Below are 14,969 nucleotides of genomic sequence, written 5' to 3' on the forward strand. Positions count from 1 at the left end.
CAGGTTACTTCCTGCGCACGGTGATGTCGAAATCCTGTCCGTCGTCGTCGGCAGGCTTCTCAACCGCAATCCGTTCCCACTCGCCGGGGCGAATGATCCATATGCGCTCGCTGTAGCCGACGTAGAAGCCGCCGCGAAATTCGATGGGGCGTGATAGCTCTGCCCGGACGTCTTTCCCGTCGTCGAACACACACAACTGCCAGAGATCGTAAATGTCGCGCCTGATTTCCCTCGGATGGTCTTGACGGAATAGATCAAGTTGATTGTTCAGGTCCGTAATTTTCTCCGCCATCGGACCCTTTTCGGTGCGGTTACGGGGGGAGCGCAAGGGATCGCACACGCCCTTGTCGGCGTTCATCACCGTTACCTTACGACGGAAATCGTGGTTGACGATCAGCTCGACGCCGCTTTCATCCAAGGCATTCCAGCCTTCGCGACAGAACATCTGGCGCATGCGAGTGATCCCGGCATCCCAGGCGAAATAGCCTGCGGAGGCTTTGGGGTTATGGGCAGTGCAAGAGCCGCGGGCCGCCACCATCGCCTTGACGATATCAATCCACTGGGACTGGTTCGAGTTGAAATACTGCGAGAGTCGGCGATCGCATTCGCGAGCTTCCTGATAAATTACCGCAGCCATGCCGAATCTCCACGTAACTTTTTCATCCCTCATTTGTGGAGGAAAAAAGTTACGTGGTCAAGCTCCAGGCGGGTGGCGACGATCTGTCGCCAATCATATGCAAAACCTCTATATTTCTGTTTGTTTTTGCGTATGATTGACGGATGCCTTCGCTGGATGATTACATCGAAAACAAACTGATGAGCGGGTACTCGACGTTTACCCGTGAAGACGCGTTGGCGGAGCTAGCGCTGAAACCACAAGCCTTTACCGCAGCTTTGACGCGGAAAATTTCCAGGAACCGATTGGCAAATCCACGACACGGATTCTATATCATCCTGCGGCCTGAAGATAGAACCGCCGGCGCTCCAGATCCTGCGCGCTGGATTGATCCCTTGATGAAATATCTCGGCACTGACTACCGCATATCCCTTCTGCGCGCGGCGGCCATGCATGGTTCTTCGCACCAGGCAGCGATGGTGTTCCAAGTTGTCGTGCCGCAGCAGTTCCGATCGATTATCATTGGGCGTCATCGAATCCAGTTCATCTATTTGGCCCCGAGCATCTTCAGCGCTACCAACCAAAAGGATTGGCTGACGCCTCTCAAGACGGACACAGGATACGCTCGAGCTGCCGGTGTGGAGTTAACGCTCCTGGACTGTATCCGTTACTTTAAGCGGGCTACGGGAATCAGTGGTGTGGCTCAGATCGTGAAGGATATCGGCGACCGCGCGAATCCTAGGAAATTGGCATCAGTCGCGCAGTATTTCGAAAACACTTCGATCCGTCGGCTCGGTTACCTGCTTGATTTGGCAAATCACAAAAAACAGGCCGATGCGCTGGAATCATTTGCTCAGCAAAGCGACAAATATACGCCGCTGGACCCATCGGTAAGGCCGCTAATTGAGGGCCTTCCACTCTCCGTAGCAAGAGACGATCGGTGGCGTCTCGACATCAATGAAAACGTGGAGATCGACTTTTGATCCCAAATGCCCACCTCACAGCTTGGGCTACCCAGGCGCCATGGCCAGATTCTCGCCAGATTGAGCAGGACCTTATTATTTCCCGCGCGCTTTGCGACCTTTTTTCGGCGCCAAAACTTAAGGGCAAAATCGCATTTCGGGGCGGTACTGCAATCAACAAGCTGCTCTTTAAACGGCCGATGCGTTATTCCGAGGATATCGACCTCGTTCAGATCACGGCCGAACCCATCGGACCAACAATCGACGCGATCCGCGACAGTCTTGCCTGGCTTGGAAAGTGCAAGAGGGAGCAAGCGGGTCATTCTGCGCACCTCGTTTTTCGCTTTGCGCCCGAGGCCGAGCCTGGAACGACACTTAAGCTCAAGGTCGAGATTAACACACGGGAACACGCTTCGTTGAATGGGACGCAAGCATATCCATTTAAGGTCGAGAATGGATGGTTTAGCGGTGTGGCCGACATCATTTCCTATGACAAGGAAGAGTTGTTTGGCACGAAGCTCCGGGCCCTTTTGCAGCGGAGAAAGAACCGCGATCTGTTCGATCTCCACGAGGGTTTTCGGGAGCTTTCGCTTGATCCAAAGCGGCTTGTCGCAGCATTCGAGCACTACCTGTCACTTGAGGAGAATGTGATCACGAGGGCAAATGCCGAGCAACGCATGCTCGAGAAGCTGACAAAAAGCCTTACGGAAGACATCGAACCTTTGCTCCGCCGGGGATCGAGTTTACCGACGACGACGCCATTGGCGCTTTCGGTGTGATTTGGAAGGACGTCCTGCCTATGCTAAAGGGGGAGCCGTGGAAATCGTCGGAAAAAGCGATAGAGCAGTTGCGCGAGAAGAGGTTTCCCAAGCTGCTTCTGTGACCGATCATATGCGCACCTGATGGTGAGGATTTCATAAGGCCGGTTAGGTCCGGTAATTACAGGGCCGACGGTTCGATTCCGTTCAAGGCGCTCAGTGAAAGGAGCGGGCGAACGGTCGACTCGCGTGTGTTCTGCTCCGCTCGAAACGGGTCGGGAGACAGGCTCCGGCAGCCCATCTCGTTACGCAATTCGGTCGTTGCTATGAGGCTGCAAGCAACAATGCCGCTTGAACCCCGCCCTCCAGAATGCTCGAAGCCGTTTCAGGGGTGGATACTGCTCGGGCAATCTGGAGGGTTCCCACCATCAAACCGAAGATTGCTGTTGCTCTCTCTTTGGGCGAGGATGTCGCCGTAGCGGGAAGTCTCGAAGATAGAACCTCTGTGAATTTGCTTAATTCATCCTGATATGCCGCACGGGTCATCTCGGGCTGTCTGCCGATCTCGGGTAGCAACGCAGCCGATGGGCAGCCGCTTTCACGTCGTAGCATATGGTCTATGCTAAGATAGTCGCGGATAATGCGCTCAAGATCCAAATGCTCGTCACGAGCTTTCTCTAGTTTTTCTCGCTGTTGCAACAGTGCGTTCACCATGGCCTCTTTCACGAGCGCCTCTTTCGAATCGAAGTGAGCATAGAACGCACCGTTCGTCAGTCCGGCCTCGGTCATGACTCCAGCTAGCCCCGAAGCGGCCGCGCCGTCGGCTCTGAAACGTCCGGACGCGACGTCGATGATCCGACGCCGCGTATTTTCCTTATGGCCTTTCTCAAATCGCATAGGTTGGCTCCAGAAATGCTATGTTCATGCGATAAACGTCGATCAGCATAATGCCTTTTACGTCAGGAGGCAGCTGCTTCGAGAGCGGCCATCAGGTCCTGATCGAGCTTTTGCGCAACTTCATCGACATTCGGATCAGCGAGGTGCCCAAAGGTAGTAATCGGCCGGTCATATTCGAAGGCCGCGCCGTCCACGTCCTCGAGCAGAAGAACCCGAACAGGTGCATAGAGACCCGCCGCGATGTGATGCCGCGTCATCTTCGACGCGGTCAGCGGATTCCCGATATCGTATTGAATCGACTGACGCTGCACGCCTGCCACCTGTAAAAGCGCTCCGTGATCCCTGAAACCAAAAATCGACAGAGCTGGCAGGGCTTCCAGTTCCTGAAGTGCGCGCTCCGTTTGGCGGTAGCGCAGGAGGGTGAATATCCCGTCATCGACCCGGGGGATGATGGATTCCAGCTTCGCCTTGACGGCATTGAAGTCTCTGCCGGAGCGGATCGTGACATGTTCGATACTGATCTTCTTGATGTCTATTGAACTCGTCATCTGCAATGCCTTTCTAAGCGTTAGTCGAACAAACTCGCGTTTCAAAGAGACGAAATGGCGAGCGCCTCGACCCGGCGTGCCAATGTCAGCAGGCGACGATCGCTATCAGCAGGAGCATCGATCTCCAGGCCGATCGGAAGGCTGTCGCTCACTTTGCCCATCGGTATGCTGATTCCGGGGAGGCCTGCTCCGCTGGCAGGGATGGTGTTGTTCGCGAGCGCTGCGAAAGTCACTTGCTTGCCCGCGATCAGGAATTCATTTTCCTTGCCGATTTCCGGCGCGGGGCAGGGGGTTGCCGGCAGGATCAGTGCCCAGGCGCCGCTCTTTGCAAAAGCCTCGGTAAACAATCGTTGAATCTTGGGCCGATCGACGGTCAGAGCATTGTGGTACGCATCAGGTGTCAGCCACTTGGATCCGGTCGGAAGAACCAGATGCTGCCAAACTTCTTTCAGACCCGGCTTCAAATCCCTGTAAATCTCGTCAAACGAGGTCGGGACTCCGTTTTCCTGTAGAAAGCCGGCAATTGCTTCCCTTGTTTCTCGGAAGAACAGGTTCCACGTCGTCGTATTCGCAAGCGTGGAAAACTCATCGCCGAGATCGATCTCAATAACTTCGGCTCCAGCGTCGCGGAGCCTGCGCGTCACTTCGTAGAATCGCGCTTCGACGTCCGCGTCAACGACGTTCAGATATTGCCTTGGAGCATAGGCAAATCGCACGCCCTTGAGATCATCTTCCTCGAAGGTCGTCGACGGAGAGGCTCCGGTCACGATCTGGTCGATCAATTCGCAGTCTTCGACAGATCGAGCGAAAACACCGGTCGTGTCGAGAGCGTGCGAAATCGGAGCGACACCGTCCCGTGGCCAACGACCGGTCGTCGGCTTGAAGCCAACCACGCCACAGAGCGATGCCGGCACACGGATCGAACCGATCGTGTCTCCCCCGAACGCCGCCGGTACAATTCCCGCGGCTACAGCCGCCGCCGAGCCGCTTGACGATCCACCGCTAATCCGCTCACGAGCATGGGGATTTTTCACCTGTCCAAACGGACTATTGTCTCCGGTCAATCCGAAAGACATTTCAACGAGGTTGTTCTTGCCGAAAACGATCGCGCCGGCGTCTTTGACGGCACTGACAACGCCCGCATCGTGCGCGGGTACGAAGTCTTTCAGATTGCTGACGCCGAGCGTCGTACGTAGCCCGTTCGTCAGATAACTGTCCTTCACCCCTAGGGGAACACCAAGCAAAGGGCCCGAAGCGCCGGCGGATCGCGCCCTGTCCGCTGCAGATGCCGCGGCGATGACAGCCTCATCGTCGATTGTAATGAACGCTTTGAGGTCCGCTTGCTCCCGAGCCTGCTGCAAGAGCGCCTCGGCATAGGTTTCCGCCGAGAAGGCGCCATCACTCAATGCGCGAGCAGCCTGTGCGACGCCGATTTCCGCGAAACCGCGCCCTTCGCTGGACCGGTCTGACTTTACTTCTTTTTGCATGAGAAATCCTTTGTTCGGTATCTATCTCGTGGATCACCGGTTGAGCGTCTCAGTCAGTGATATTACGATCATAATATAGAAGTACGAACGTAATACAATAGGGTGGGGAATTTTTCTCCGGGGCCCTTCTTCCGGTGAGCGTCGAGAACTTTTGCGGCTTCGAACCGGCGATCCCGTCAATCTGTGGCCGAGCGTCAGCGAGCGCAGTGTTTTGGACGTTTCACGTCACTTCCCGCGGCGGCTGAGCCACGGCGAACAGGAGATACGTTTTAATCGTGAAGGTTTGCGACCCCCCCCGCAAGACCCTAGCCTCGCACAGCCTTAAGACGGCGTTGGATGTATTTCGCACGACTGAACTTAGGGGCGTCGGTGCGCGTGTGCGACCGAACCATTGCACATCGTCTGCTGCAGTCGGAGCACTTGGTATCCCGACACATACGAGGCAGGCTGTACTGGAAATTTTGCGGCGTAGAAGCCTGCGCTACTTCAGGAGGACGTCGAAGATGATCGCCCTGAAGTCTCGCAAGGGTTCATTGCTCTTTTCTGCCCGCATGCGCAGCAAAGCGCCCTCCCAACTATTCAATACGAAGCGGGCCAAAAGCGCTGCGGGCAGGTCTCGACCAACCGTTCCTTCATCCTGTGCCTGCGCGATGCAAGCCTCAAAAAATCTGGTCCACGATCCGAAATGCCTTGAAAGGTGCTGGCGCATAAGGACGCTGTGATCGGCTACTTCAGCGCTGATATTTCCAAGAAGGCATCCCCTCACAAAGCCTGCTGTCTCGAAAGCCTTGATCCTTTCGTCGAAGTAAGCCTGCAAGCGGGCGAGGGGGGGGATCCCAGAATCGCAAACTACGCTGCGGAGCTTTTCTTCATTACGATCAAAATACGCATCGAGAACTTCGGCGCCAAAAACCTCCTTGCTCGGGAAGTGATTATAGAACGATCCCTTTGGGACGCCGACACTCTCGGCAATGCCCTGAACACCAGTCGCGGCATATCCCTCGTTGTGAAACATTCGCAAGCCCGCCTTCACGAGATTGTCGCGTGTGCCAGGTTTCGGCTTCGGCCCCCTTCGGCCACTTGACGAAGATTTCATCTAATCCATCCTTGACTAATTAATTCCGACCGGTCACCTTATAATTATCTTCGCTTGCCGAAACGGTGTCAAGCAAACGACTTTGCCCACAGGGAGAATAGTTGTGGTTTCGGGACTGGACATCATCTTTCCCGCGGAGGGCGGCGTACAGCTCGGTGCCTGGCTCTTCCCGCCCGAACCGTCAGGCCCTGGTCCCGCCATCACTATGGCGCACGGCTATGCCGGGACCAGGGAGCATGGCCTCGAGCGTTTTGCCAGGGCGTTCGCGGACGCGGGTTTGGTGGTACTCGTTCACGACCATCGCAATTTCGGGACAAGCGGCGGCGCGCAGCGCGGCGACATCGACCCGTGGCAGCAGATTGCGGATTGGCGCCGGGCGAACTCCTATCTTGAGACGCGTCCCGAGGTCGATGCGAAACGGATCGGTCTCTGGGGAACCAGCTATGCCGGCGGACATGCGATCGTGCTCGGTGCAACGGATCGTCGGTTACGGTGCATCGTCGCCCAGGCGCCTACCATCAGCAGATACGAACAGGGACCGCGGCGCGTCTCGCCCGATGCCTTGCCGGCGCTGGAAGGCGCGTTCAACACGGATGAACGGGCGCAATTGCGCGGTGAGCCGCCGCGCCGCCAGGCTGTCGTCAGCGCTGACCCCTCCGTTCCCGCCGCCTATCGCGCGCTGGAAGCAATCGATTTCTATCTGCAGCCGGTCCCGGCGGGCCATTGGGATAATGAGGTTACGCTTCGCTCGACAAGAGCTGCCAGGATGTACGAACCAGGCAACTGGAATTCCCGTCTCGCCGACGCCGTTGTTGCTTGTAGTCGCCCGCGAAGACAAGATCACTGTCACCGACGTTGCACTTGCGGCCTACGAACGCGCGCTTGAACCCGAGCGGCTTGTTTTAATCCCGGGCGGCCATTTCACCCCCTATCTCGACCAGTTTCCGATGGCCGAGGCTGCCGCCACCGGCTGGTTCCGCCAGCATCTCGCAGTGGCCGAGGCATAGCTGCATCCACAGCCTTTCCACTTGCACCGGCAACACGCCTTCTCACATCATGGAGACAATAATGACTGCAAACACAACCTCCAATAATGGCCTTTCCTGGAAAACACTCAACATCAAGCGACCAGGACTCAGCCGCGACGTACCACCTGGCCACGAGGAACTGATGTGGGTGGCGAATTCATCGACGCTGATCTACGGCGAGCGGGATGCGGTCCTGGTCGATACATTCCTCACCACCGAACAGACACAGACGTTGTCGGATTGGGTTGCCGCCAGTGGCAGGAACCTGACGGCTATCTACATCACCCACGGGCATGGCGATCACTTCTTCGGACTGGCACCACTTCTCGAACGTTTTCCGAATGCCAGGGCCGTTGCAACGCCGGCCGTGGTCGAGGCCATGCGCGAGCACCTGTCGCCGGCCTCGGTCGAAAACTTTTGGCGCAGGCTTTTTCCAGGCCAGATCCCCGAGCGGCTGCTTGAGGCAGAACCGATGGAAAACAATGAACTGGAGCTGGAAGGGCACAAGCTTCTGGCCGTGAACGCGGGGCGCACCGATACGGCCGTGTCGACAAGCCTGCATGTCCCGTCGACGGGGCTGATCGTCGGCGGCGACGTCGTCTACAACGGCATTCACCTCTATCTCGGGGAAACCACGACCGAGAGCCGGCTCGAATGGATTTCGGCGCTGGACAAGCTCGAAGCCCTTGCCCCTAAAGCGGTGATCGCAGGGCACAAAGTCCCGGAAAATCCTGACGACCCGCGCATCATTAGCGAAACGCGGCAATATATCCGCGACTTCAATCGCCTGAACAAAACGACCACGACGGCGCGCGAACTCTACGACGCCATGCTGCAACTCTATCCCAATCGGGTCAACGTCGGCTCGCTCTGGGGAGCCGCGAACGTCGCGAAGAAGCGCGCTTGAAGCCGAAGACGGGCTGGTCGTCATGACCCGCCCCTCCCTACGATCCAAAACACGTCCAACGACCTCATTTCGAAAAGAAAAGACAATGCAAAAAATGCTCTTTGCCGCTACTCTCGCCTTGGCGACTGCTTTGGCGGGCTTCGCAACCGTGGCTTCCGCAGCCAACAACGGGCCGCTGGACGCCCGCACCATCGGCACGATCGAATCGCGCTTCGGCAAACTCATGGAGCTGGCGAACAAACACGACATCAAAGGTTTGCACGCGATGTTCTGGCAATCGCCGTCCGCTCTTCTGGTGGCGAAGAGCGCCGTTCCATCCGAAGGCAATTGGGCTGGCTTCTGGGGCAACGACGCGATCGACCAGAAGCTGCATGACATAGCGGCCTCCGGCCCCGTCGTGCTAACGCCTGATCTTTCAAAGCTCAAGGTCGTCGGGCTGACACTCGATATCGCGGAGTCCTATGCACCTATGAAAATTACTGTCTCCTATGCCGGACAGGATGGAACTCCCAAGCCGTTCCTGATGATCATCACCTGGAAGAAGATCGCCAAGGACTGGAAAGTAGCCTCGGAAATCATACTGCCTGTGCCGCCGACACGGTCGCCGAAAAACTCCGCCGGTCATAGCAACCCCCGGAGCAAGCTTCGATCTCCACCACCCACGAAGGAAGATAATTTGGACTGCTATCGTTTTGAGGGCTTGCTGAATTCAAGCGAAGCTGACCGACGAGTTTCGCGCTCGGTCGGTCGCTTCGCCTGATCATGTTGAAGGCTCAACTCCGGCGGTTCCATAAGGCTGGCGCTGCAAAGCCGCTTTTTCAGCGTCGCTATGCAGAGGTGATGCGGGTCAAAAGTTCACCTCCAATCAAGGCGACCAAATCAAAACAGTCCGCCCCGCCAATCATCAGATGTAATGCCGTCATGCGGAAAAATATCCGAACCGGATAAAATCGTTCTCGAAAAACGCATTCACCCCGCGCACAATCACGTCCACTGAAAGCTGGCATGGGGGATGCCAGCGGATTGGGATCATCCGCGTTATCCATCAATTTCGGAGGAAAAAATGGGCACATTCGATTGGAAAAGATTCTGGGCGTGGCTCGCGGAATGCGGTGCCGTCCACTGCATTTATGATGCGAGCGAAATACGTCCGACGGCTAAGTCGTCCGCTGAGAAGCAAATCCTCCTCGGCAGACGCGGTTCAGGCTCTCGCTGATATCGTCCCCAATTTCAAGGATCCTGGCCTGCGATTGGCGGCCGACACCGCAACGGAGCGGCAGGATTGGACATAAGCCAGGGAAGGGCAACTATGTCGCAGCAGCTTACGGTGATAGCGCATCTGGTCACCCGGCCCGAGAAGATCGACGAGGCAAAGATGGCCATGCTGTCGCTGATCGGGAAGACCCGCTCAGAAGATGGGTGTCTCGACTACGATCTGCATCAGGACAGCGACAATCCCATGGAATTTACATTCTACGAGATCTGGAAAAATCGCGAGGCGTGGGAAGAGCACATGGAGATGCCCTACCTGAAAGAATTCGTCGCCCGTGGAGACGAGTTCTTCGAGATCGAGCCCAAAATTCGTTTCATGGCAATGATTTCCGGCAGGAGATAATTCGCGCCGTCAAATGCGGGAAGGCGCAACAGCTTAGCGATCGCTCTGAGGGATCAGCTCATTCGACGGCATCATGATCCGCTCTCAGCGTGAGACGATCGGCTTTGCCCGGTGCTGGCGCCGGGCCGGTCGTGCCGCGAACGATCATATGCGGCGTGAGTAGAACGCGTTTCACCGGCTGACTATGATTGCTTATCAGGCTCATGAGCAGCTCGGCGCTTTCAAAGCCAAGATCGCGGCCAGCCGTATGCAGGCTCGTCAACGGCGGTGACAGCAAATCCATGAACCGAAGATCATTGATGCCGGTCAGTGAAATCTGTTTCGGGCAGGCGATCCCTGCAGACTTCAGGGCGATCAGGCACCCGACGGCGAGAAGGTCGTTAAAGGCCAGGACAGCAGTGCTCTTCAGCCCCGCGGCCAGCATCTGCCGCATGATGCGCTCACCTTCCGCGACGTCATAGGCTCGCGCTTCGATCACATCAAATCGGCAACCGGCGGCTTTATCCAGTTGGGCGCCGGCTTTGAAGCCGGCAAGCCTGTTCTGAGCCGTTGATGCCGCCAATGGCGGGGTAATGTACACGATATCCCTGTGACCGAGCTCTAGCACGTGCTCCACCAACGCCTGGACACCTGCGGTATCGTCCATCGTCACCGACGAAATAAGGCTGTGCCGCGGATCGCGAAGGACAGCCACGGTCGGTATACCCGATTTCAGGCACAGCTCTACCGACGGGTCGTTCAGCTCAAAACTCGCCACGATGAGACCGGCAACGTATTGGCCGCCCATACGCTCGATGATCGAGACCAATTTGTCCGGTTTATAGTCCGAGCTTGCGACAAAGGTTATATACCCGTCTTTCGCGACACGCTCTTCGATTGATGCGATGATCGGCGCGAATAAAGGGTCGCTGAGACTGGGAACGACAAGACCGATCGTTCCGGATTTCTGCGTGCGCAGACTTGAGGCCAGCGTGTTGGGCTTGTAGCCGAGCTCTTGGGCGACCTTCTCGATTTTCTTGACGACCTTGCCCGAAATGCGATGACGGGAGGTCGGGTTCAACGCACGCGAGGCGGTCGAAATATGCACGCCGGCACTGTTCGCAACGTCGACGATCGTGACGCGAGAGCGCTTTTTATCATTGTCCGATATACCAGTCATATTTCTGTCCAATCACGTGCAAATGGCGCGTCATGAGCGCGAAAGGTAGTTGATCAAACCTTTGCGCACAAGGCGCGCACCGAGGCGTCCCTTGGCCGTTGTCCATCGATTTCACAATGGCGTGCGCCAACAGCCGGGGATCGTTTATCTCGACTTCGCCTCGCGGGTAGCCAAGTGCGCCATCTCGGCTTGCATCCGTAGAAATGCCCATAGTCCTTCAACTGACTGCGCGGCAATCCCGTGTCGGCATTTTGTGTGCGCCGGTTTCGTTGCTTGCTTTGACCATGACGGCTGAAACTAGTCCCGTCGTGGAAAAAATGCAAACGGTTGCCTTAGCTGTACGCGCCACTCCTCCCGCATCTAAGGGCTTTCATTGATATATTGAGCTCGTTTCATTCTGGATGACTTTTCCCTTGTGCAAACGTTTGTTCTTGACACCGGTATTCCGAGACGATATCGGTGCTCCAAGATCCGGCGGACCGAAATCCGCCGAATGGGACGCGGAGGAGAGGCGCTGTGGCTTGGGATGAAGCGCGGAATTTGAGGATTGCCGTCGTTGGCACGGGCGCCCAGGGCGCCTCGATTGGCGCTGATTTCGCATTGGCGGGCCTGGATGTCACCTTTATCGAGCAGTGGCCGGAGCACGTCGCCGCGATGCGGGCAGCCGGAATAACGGTCAACATGCCTGACCGCTCGATCACTGCAAACGTTCGCGCACTTCATCTTTGTCAGGTGGCGGAATTGCGCGAGCACTTCGATATAGTCTTCCTTGTGGTCAAGGCATACGACACCAAGTGGACGAGCCAATTGATCGAGCCCGTATTGGCATCTGATGGGCTCGTCGTCGGTGTTCAGAACGGGATGACGCAGGACGATATCGCTTCCGTCGTCGGCGTGGAGCGCAGCGTTGGTGCTGTCTTCGACATGGCCTCCAACATGTTCGTGCCCGGCATGACCAATCGCCAGAACGACCACGATACCTCCTGGTTCGCGCTTGGCGCGCTCGATCCGGCAAATCAGGGTCGCGTGGAGAAGATTGCGGAATTGCTACGCCACAGCGGCAGGGTCGAGGTCACAGAGGACATCCGCTCGGCCAAATGGATGAAGCTGATCGTCAATGCCGCCCAATTGGTGCCTTCGGCGATCCTCAACCTACCATTCGCCGAGGCGATGAAGGTTCCCGGCATGGCCGAAGTCATGCGGGCTGCCGGATACGAAGCGATGCGCGCCGCGATTGCCGATGGTGCGAAGATTGTACCGATCCTCGGCATGCAGCCGACAAAGGTCAACGACCCCGAGCGCTATGTCGACCAGATATTCGACGAGGTCCAGAAGACTTTCATGATGGCCGACACGCTGACGACAGTCCTGCAGGACTGGCGCAAGGGCCGTCGCGGCGAGGTTCTGGATCTCAACGGGCACGTCGTGCGGACCCTCGAAAAAGCGGGTCAGACGGCTCCCGTCAACAAGCGGGTTGTGGAAGCTGGCCGCGCAATCGAGGCAGGGAAACTGCCGCCCCAGCTTTCGAACAGTTCGCTGCTCGTCGCGTGAGCTCTGAAGTTTTGCGTCGGTTCGCCGATGCGCAACCTGGCGGTCCGCCGGCCGGGAGAGATGTTCTCAAATCATGCGCGTGTCATCGCGCATGCCAATGTCAGAAGGAGATGCCATATGAGTTGGGATAGAAAGGGCGGCCCGAGGATCGCTTTTCTCGGAACAGGCGCACAAGGTGCGTCCATTGGAGCCGATTTTGCTCTGGCTGGCCTTGATGTCACCTTCATCGAGCAATGGCCCGATCATGTGAATGCTATTCGCGAGAATGGCATTACCGTCAACCTGCCGACCCGGACGATCAACGCCAAGGTTCCGGCACTGCATCTGTGCCAGGTCGCCGAAGTCAAAGAGCCCTTCGACATCGTCTTTTTGGTGGTCAAGGCCTACGATACCAAGTGGGCTTGCCAGCTGATCGAGCCGGTCCTGGCGCCCGATGGTCTGGTCGTCGGCCTTCAGAACGGCATGACCCATGAGGACATTGCCGGCATCGTCGGTCGCGAGCGCACCATTGGCGCCGTCATCGAGATCGCCTCGAACATGTTCGTACCCGGTGTCACCAACCGCCAGAACGATCACGACGAATCCTGGTTTGCCCTTGGCGCGCTTGATCCGAAGACGCAGCTGCGCGTCGAAGCGGTAGCCGAACTGCTGCGCAACTCGGGCACCGTCGAGGTTACCGACGATATTCGCTCCGCCAAGTGGATGAAACTCGTGGTCAACGCTGCCGAGCTGATCCCCTCGGCGATCATCAACCTGCCACTGGCCGACGCCGCCCGCGCGCCAGGCATGCTCGAAGTCATGCGCGCCGCCGGATATGAGGCGATGCAAGCAGCTCTGGCCGATGGCTCGAAGATCGTACCGATCATCGGCATGCCGCCGGTCACGACCAACCATCCCGAGCGCTATGTCGACCAGATCTTCGAGGAGGTTTTGAAGACATTTTCTCGCGAGGACACGCTGACCACGTCTCTGCAGGACTGGCGCAAGGGCCGCAAGGCCGAGGTTCAGGAGGTCAATGGCTGGGTGGTCGACATCCTGCGCGCCCATGGGCGCACATCACCGATCAATCAACGCGTCATGGACGTCGCGTTCGACATTGAGGCCGGCAAACTCGAGGCGCACCCGGACAATTCGAAGCTTCTTATCGAAGCCTACGAGGCCGTGGCCGATCACCGCTGAGGACGCAGCCACCGGTCGGTTGGACAGAGTTTAACAAGAGGAGGAGAATGACATGAGATCGCATCAAAAAGCTCGCATATCCGCGCGCTGGCTTCTGACGACAGTCGGCGCCTGCGCAATGGTGGCACTTTCGCTCGGCCACGCCGGCGCTGAAGAGGCCAAGGGCGGCAAGCTTATCATCGGCATCGACGAGACCGCTTCCGAATACTGGTCCGAATACATGCAGGGCGTGAAGGATATTGGTGACTCCCTCGGCAAGGAGCCCGTCGTTCTGACCAGCAACTACCAGGGAGACCAGCTGCTCGCCCAGCTCGGTGCTACCTACGCTACAGGCTGCAACCAGTGCGCGCTCGCGACCGACCCTTCTTCAAACGCCTTCGTCAAGGCGGTCGTCAACCGCTCCGCCAAGGCAAAGGTCCATGTCGTCACCATCTGGAACCGGCCGGAGAACATCCACCCCTGGGATACCGATCCGAAATACTGGGTCGCACACACGTCCTTCGACGGCGTCATGTCGGGTTACTATCAGGGCATGGCGCTCTGCAGGGCGTTGAACGGTAAAGGCAAGATCGCCGCCATCCAGGGCGTTCCGTCGACGCCGCCGGCGTTTCAGCGCATCGCCGGATTAAAGAAGGCCCTCAAGGAATGCCCGGGGCTCGAGCTCGTCGACACGCAAGTGGGTGAGTGGCAGGAGACCAAGGCGCAGAACATCACCCGCACCTGGATGGCTCGCTATGGCGACCAGTTGCAGGGCATCTTCGCCTCCAACGATGCGATGGGCCGCGGCGCCGTCGCTGCGCTCAAGGAAAAGGGACTGAACGGCAAGGTTCTGGTGACCGGTTCCGACGGTTCGAATATCGGCCTTGAAATGGTCAAGAGCGGTGACATGCTTGCCACCGTCTGGAACGATCCGGTTCTGCAAGGCGCCGTTTCAATATCGCTCGCCTATGCCGCCGCCATCGGTGACATCGATCCGGAAAAGCTGACGCATGCCCAGCGCGACTTCTACATCAAACAGGATGTTGTCACCAAGGACAACGTCGACAAGTACCTGGAGATGAAGAAGAACGCGCCGAAATACACTTACGCCGACATCAAGAAGGACTTCTGGAAGGACTCGGCAGGTCAGATTCCAGAAGGCGCAAACGACAACAAGTAATTGGAGG

General features: G+C 57.4%; 14 protein-coding genes and 1 pseudogene. 9 read left to right on the forward strand and 6 right to left on the reverse strand.

The features are described from left to right. Nucleotides 1-4: 4 nt before the first annotated feature. Nucleotides 5-637, reverse strand: a complete 633-nt coding sequence (locus tag G9X68_RS31965) for a hypothetical protein (RefSeq protein ID WP_244956187.1) — start codon at nt 635-637, stop codon at nt 5-7. Nucleotides 638-780: 143 nt separating this feature from the next. Here G9X68_RS31965 and G9X68_RS18020 point away from each other — a divergent pair, with 143 nt between their 5' ends. Both G9X68_RS18020 and G9X68_RS18025 read left to right on the forward strand, forming a co-directional pair. Further along, entirely contained in the window at nt 781-1,599 is an 819-nt protein-coding gene (locus G9X68_RS18020) for a type IV toxin-antitoxin system AbiEi family antitoxin domain-containing protein (RefSeq protein WP_171603542.1), read from the forward strand. After that, nucleotides 1,596-2,357: a nucleotidyl transferase AbiEii/AbiGii toxin family protein gene (locus G9X68_RS18025; RefSeq protein ID WP_171603543.1), complete on the forward strand. Its 762-nt coding sequence runs from the start codon at nt 1,596-1,598 to the stop codon at nt 2,355-2,357. Before G9X68_RS18020 ends, G9X68_RS18025 begins: the two co-directional genes overlap by 4 nt. Before the next feature lie 303 nt (nt 2,358-2,660). On the opposite strand, the gene G9X68_RS18030 is transcribed toward G9X68_RS18025, so the two are convergent. The 4 genes from G9X68_RS18030 to G9X68_RS18045 form a co-directional block, all read right to left on the reverse strand. Continuing rightward, nucleotides 2,661-3,233, reverse strand: a complete 573-nt coding sequence (locus tag G9X68_RS18030; protein WP_171603544.1) for a TetR/AcrR family transcriptional regulator — start codon at nt 3,231-3,233, stop codon at nt 2,661-2,663. A gap of 62 nt (nt 3,234-3,295) precedes the next feature. Further along, nucleotides 3,296-3,781 carry a DUF302 domain-containing protein gene (locus G9X68_RS18035; RefSeq protein WP_171603922.1) on the reverse strand — a complete coding sequence of 162 codons (486 nt, stop codon included), beginning with the start codon at nt 3,779-3,781 and terminating at the stop codon, nt 3,296-3,298. Nucleotides 3,782-3,822: 41 nt separating this feature from the next. After that, nucleotides 3,823-5,268, reverse strand: coding sequence for an amidase family protein (locus G9X68_RS18040; RefSeq protein ID WP_171603545.1), 1,446 nt, complete (start codon nt 5,266-5,268; stop codon nt 3,823-3,825). 481 nt (nt 5,269-5,749) lie between these two features. Further along, the gene (locus tag G9X68_RS18045; protein WP_171603546.1) at nt 5,750-6,364 is read right to left on the reverse strand and encodes a TetR/AcrR family transcriptional regulator; all 615 of its coding nucleotides are present in this window, start codon (nt 6,362-6,364) and stop codon (nt 5,750-5,752) included. A 103-nt stretch (nt 6,365-6,467) separates the two neighbouring features. On the opposite strand from G9X68_RS18045, the gene G9X68_RS18050 reads away from it, so the two are divergent. From G9X68_RS18050 to G9X68_RS18065, 4 genes and pseudogenes are all read left to right on the forward strand, one after another. Beyond that, nucleotides 6,468-7,250, forward strand: coding sequence for a CocE/NonD family hydrolase (locus G9X68_RS18050; RefSeq protein WP_206679761.1), 783 nt, complete (start codon nt 6,468-6,470; stop codon nt 7,248-7,250). Between the two features lie 182 nt (nt 7,251-7,432). Beyond that, nucleotides 7,433-8,299 (forward strand): MBL fold metallo-hydrolase, encoded by an 867-nt coding sequence (locus G9X68_RS18055; RefSeq protein ID WP_171603547.1) that lies wholly within the window; start codon nt 7,433-7,435, stop codon nt 8,297-8,299. 85 nt (nt 8,300-8,384) lie between these two features. Next, nucleotides 8,385-8,909: pseudogene (locus G9X68_RS18060) on the forward strand (hypothetical protein); the annotation flags it as partial. 699 nt (nt 8,910-9,608) lie between these two features. After that, nucleotides 9,609-9,914, forward strand: a complete 306-nt coding sequence (locus G9X68_RS18065) for a putative quinol monooxygenase (protein WP_171603548.1) — start codon at nt 9,609-9,611, stop codon at nt 9,912-9,914. 58 nt (nt 9,915-9,972) lie between these two features. On the opposite strand, the gene G9X68_RS18070 is transcribed toward G9X68_RS18065, so the two are convergent. Beyond that, on the reverse strand, nt 9,973-11,073 hold the full coding sequence (locus G9X68_RS18070) for a LacI family DNA-binding transcriptional regulator (protein WP_171603549.1): 1,101 nt from the start codon (nt 11,071-11,073) through the stop codon (nt 9,973-9,975). Between the two features lie 516 nt (nt 11,074-11,589). Between G9X68_RS18070 and G9X68_RS18075 the strand changes: the two genes are divergently transcribed. The 3 genes from G9X68_RS18075 (at nt 11,590) to G9X68_RS18085 (ending at nt 14,962) form a co-directional block, all read left to right on the forward strand. Beyond that, nucleotides 11,590-12,624: a 2-dehydropantoate 2-reductase N-terminal domain-containing protein gene (locus tag G9X68_RS18075; protein WP_171603550.1), complete on the forward strand. Its 1,035-nt coding sequence runs from the start codon at nt 11,590-11,592 to the stop codon at nt 12,622-12,624. 117 nt (nt 12,625-12,741) lie between these two features. Continuing rightward, the gene (locus G9X68_RS18080) at nt 12,742-13,803 is read left to right on the forward strand and encodes a ketopantoate reductase family protein (protein ID WP_171375924.1); all 1,062 of its coding nucleotides are present in this window, start codon (nt 12,742-12,744) and stop codon (nt 13,801-13,803) included. Nucleotides 13,804-13,855: 52 nt separating this feature from the next. Next, nucleotides 13,856-14,962 carry a sugar ABC transporter substrate-binding protein gene (locus tag G9X68_RS18085; protein ID WP_240603640.1) on the forward strand — a complete coding sequence of 369 codons (1,107 nt, stop codon included), beginning with the start codon at nt 13,856-13,858 and terminating at the stop codon, nt 14,960-14,962. The last annotated feature ends 7 nt before the right edge of the window (nt 14,963-14,969 follow it).

The organism is Rhizobium changzhiense, assembly GCF_013087625.1.
In the GTDB taxonomy this organism is placed as follows: domain Bacteria; phylum Pseudomonadota; class Alphaproteobacteria; order Rhizobiales; family Rhizobiaceae; genus Rhizobium; species Rhizobium sophorae.

What these genes read in the sequence shown, in the direction of transcription:
- G9X68_RS31965 (WP_244956187.1), bottom strand. Translation starts at nt 637, where the DNA reads ATGGCTGCGGTAATTTATCAGGAAGCTCGCGAATGCGATCGCCGACTC.
- G9X68_RS18020 (WP_171603542.1), top strand. Translation starts at nt 781, where the DNA reads ATGCCTTCGCTGGATGATTACATCGAAAACAAACTGATGAGCGGGTAC.
- G9X68_RS18030 (WP_171603544.1), bottom strand. Translation starts at nt 3,233, where the DNA reads ATGCGATTTGAGAAAGGCCATAAGGAAAATACGCGGCGTCGGATCATC.
- G9X68_RS18035 (WP_171603922.1), bottom strand. Translation starts at nt 3,781, where the DNA reads ATGACGAGTTCAATAGACATCAAGAAGATCAGTATCGAACATGTCACG.
- G9X68_RS18040 (WP_171603545.1), bottom strand. Translation starts at nt 5,268, where the DNA reads ATGCAAAAAGAAGTAAAGTCAGACCGGTCCAGCGAAGGGCGCGGTTTC.
- G9X68_RS18045 (WP_171603546.1), bottom strand. Translation starts at nt 6,364, where the DNA reads ATGAAATCTTCGTCAAGTGGCCGAAGGGGGCCGAAGCCGAAACCTGGC.
- G9X68_RS18055 (WP_171603547.1), top strand. Translation starts at nt 7,433, where the DNA reads ATGACTGCAAACACAACCTCCAATAATGGCCTTTCCTGGAAAACACTC.
- G9X68_RS18065 (WP_171603548.1), top strand. Translation starts at nt 9,609, where the DNA reads ATGTCGCAGCAGCTTACGGTGATAGCGCATCTGGTCACCCGGCCCGAG.
- G9X68_RS18070 (WP_171603549.1), bottom strand. Translation starts at nt 11,073, where the DNA reads ATGACTGGTATATCGGACAATGATAAAAAGCGCTCTCGCGTCACGATC.
- G9X68_RS18080 (WP_171375924.1), top strand. Translation starts at nt 12,742, where the DNA reads ATGAGTTGGGATAGAAAGGGCGGCCCGAGGATCGCTTTTCTCGGAACA.
- G9X68_RS18085 (WP_240603640.1), top strand. Translation starts at nt 13,856, where the DNA reads ATGAGATCGCATCAAAAAGCTCGCATATCCGCGCGCTGGCTTCTGACG.